This is a genomic window from Sporomusa sp., assembly GCF_057736855.1.
Genome location: NZ_JBYKYF010000387.1, coordinates 1 through 2,463 on the forward strand (window position 1 = coordinate 1; position 2,463 = coordinate 2,463).

General features: G+C 43.5%; 3 protein-coding genes. All 3 read right to left on the reverse strand.

The genetic code is table 11. The features are described 5' to 3' along the window. Positions 1 to 86 precede the first annotated feature (86 nt). Positions 87 to 1,634, reverse strand: coding sequence for an IS66 family transposase (gene tnpC, locus AC29Z1_RS16600; RefSeq protein WP_488272563.1), 1,548 nt, complete (start codon positions 1,632 to 1,634; stop codon positions 87 to 89). 81 nt (positions 1,635 to 1,715) lie between these two features. Further along, positions 1,716 to 2,066 carry an IS66 family insertion sequence element accessory protein TnpB gene (gene tnpB, locus AC29Z1_RS16605; RefSeq protein ID WP_488272564.1) on the reverse strand — a complete coding sequence of 117 codons (351 nt, stop codon included), beginning with the start codon at positions 2,064 to 2,066 and terminating at the stop codon, positions 1,716 to 1,718. Then, positions 2,060 to 2,389 (reverse strand): IS66 family insertion sequence element accessory protein TnpA, encoded by a 330-nt coding sequence (gene tnpA, locus AC29Z1_RS16610; RefSeq protein ID WP_488272565.1) that lies wholly within the window; start codon positions 2,387 to 2,389, stop codon positions 2,060 to 2,062. Before tnpA ends, tnpB begins: the two co-directional genes overlap by 7 nt. Positions 2,390 to 2,463 lie beyond the last annotated feature (74 nt).

A 2,463-nucleotide genomic window follows, 5' to 3' on the forward strand; every position in this document is an offset into this window, starting at 1 on the left:
GTAAGCGTCAAATCAACACCACATGGAAATAAAAAACCACCTGATGTACGCTAAAGTAAAACACCAGGTGATCAGCACAGGTATAACTATGAATTTTTAACCGACAGTTTGCAACTTTCGGGAATTCCTTCAGCCCAGGGGAGTAGTTTTCTAACACCGATATCAGTTCGCTGCTGAATCTGCTTAAAGACATATTCCAAATAGGCTTGCGGATTGAGACCATTCTCCACGGCTGTTTGAATCAGGCTGTATATCACGGCAGAGGATTTTGCTCCTCCAGGGGTATTGCAGAACAACCAGTTTTTGCGGCCAATGACAAAAGGCTTGATAGAGCGTTCCGCTCGGTTATTCGATAGTTCAATACGGCCATCGGATAAAAATGCCAGCAAATACTTCTGCTGATTTTGGGCATACTTAAGCGCCTTGCCCAATAAACTTTGCGGCAAGGTATTATCCCAGCAAGCTTCTACCCATTGATAAAACGCTTCGACAATCGGTTTGCTCTCTTTTTGCCTGAGTTCATGCCTAGCTTCCGAAGTCATTTGTTCTGCCCTTTTTTCAATGGCAAACAGTTGATTGCAATAAGAAAGGCCTATGGCTTCAGGGATATCTGGCCTGGCGGAGCCTGTACCAAGCAGGGCTTCGTTAAATTTTCTCCGGGCATGTGCCCAGCAGCCACACAAGGTAATTCCTTGTTCCTCAAGTTGCTGATAACCGCTCCAGCCATCGGTTTGAAGATATCCCGTATATCCCGATAAATATTGTTTCGCAAATCGTCCACTGCGGCCTTCCTGATAGTCATACAATACAATCGGTTTTTGGGTATCACCCGATGTACGATATACCCACATATAGGATTGTGTATGTGCCGGTCTGCCAGGTTCACACAAGACTTCAAGTGTGGTCTCGTCCGCGTGCAACACTTCGCGGCTTAATAAATCCTGTTTGAGAACTTCTAGGATTGGGGATAACAGCTCCGCACCTTTGATAACCCAATTGGATAGATTTTGTCTGGATAGTGTGACATTGAGCCGCTTGAACTCCTGTTCTTGGCGGTAAAGCGGCAGAGCATTGACGAATTTTTGATTCATAATATAGGCTAGAAGTTCAGCCGATACCATGCTTTTCGGCAGTAGCGCCTTTGGTGCTGGTGCAGTAATAACCGGCGTTTCAATGTCATGTTTCTCACAGTTGCGGCAGCTATAAACATAGCTGACATGTTCAATGACTTTGACCTTAGCGGGAATAATGGTTAGTTCTTTACGTATTTCTTTGCTCATTACGTGTAGATTTTCACCGCATTGAGGACACGCTGACTCTTCTTCCGACAGTTTATATTCGATGACTTCCACGGGAAGTTGTTTTGTGGCATCACCGCGTTTACCTTTTTTGCGTGGAGGATGTATTGTTTCGGGATCCGGCTCTTGGGCAAACAGTTGCCGATCAGCTTCCGCTTCATTAAATAGGTTGAGCTGTTCCATCCCCTCATATTGGCTGCGTTCGGAGGACTGTCCGAATAGTTTTTGGCGACTGAGCTTCAATTGTTGGACATACCAATTGTTGAGAGCTTCAAGTTCTTGGATACGAGCTTTTAATACTAATATTTCTTTCTCCAATTGTTCCTGTGTCTGCATTAAAAGCCCTCGTTTCCGGTCGATTTTTTACATAAATATTATACCGGAAAACGAGAGGAAAAGCCACTAAACCAGAAGGATTTAGCGGCTTTTACGAACTTCAGTACGGCGTAATTTCTGTTCAATTCCAGGACCTTGAATCAAGTTCCAGAGTTCATCTACACTTAGAGCCATTGTGCGACTTTCCCCAGCTGTCGGCCATTTGAAATGACCGCGTTCTAACCGCTTAAAATGCAGCCAAAAACCATTATCTTCCCAGGTTAAGATTTTTAATCGATTGCGTTGTCGGTTGCAAAAGACAAATAGCGCTTTATCGAAAGGATCCAATTCAAAGCTATTTTGTATAATGGCGCTAAGACCATTAATGGATTTGCGCATATCGGTATCACCACAAGCAAGAAATACTGGTATAGAATCTGATTGTTTTAGCATAGGTCCTTCATTACCTTGAGCACAGTAGCTAAGAGTCGCATATCCGTATTAATGGTGACCGGGATGGTAATTTGACCAACCTGCAACTTGAGTATATCTGATTTTTCCTCTGTGATGGCTACTACAGGAACCCATGTTTGAACCGGATACAAGTTTTCCTTTTTCTGTTCCTGTTGTAGCCATCGATGCAAGGTACTTAATCCAATACCATTTTCCATGCACCACTGCTTACAAGATAAACCGCTAGTTTTATAGGATTCCAGTAGCTCTTTTTTCTCTGCAGCTGAATAATTTCTGCGCGCTTGCTTCTTTGTTGTTTCCATTATTGGATACCCCCTCGGAAACATTATCTCAGGTCTTGAGTGTTGAAACTATGTGGGGGTATTTTGACGCTTAC

Coding starts and splice junctions, on each gene's coding strand:
- tnpC (WP_488272563.1), bottom strand. CDS start 1,634: ATGCAGACACAGGAACAATTGGAGAAAGAAATATTAGTATTAAAAGCT.
- tnpB (WP_488272564.1), bottom strand. CDS start 2,066: ATGCTAAAACAATCAGATTCTATACCAGTATTTCTTGCTTGTGGTGAT.
- tnpA (WP_488272565.1), bottom strand. CDS start 2,389: ATGGAAACAACAAAGAAGCAAGCGCGCAGAAATTATTCAGCTGCAGAG.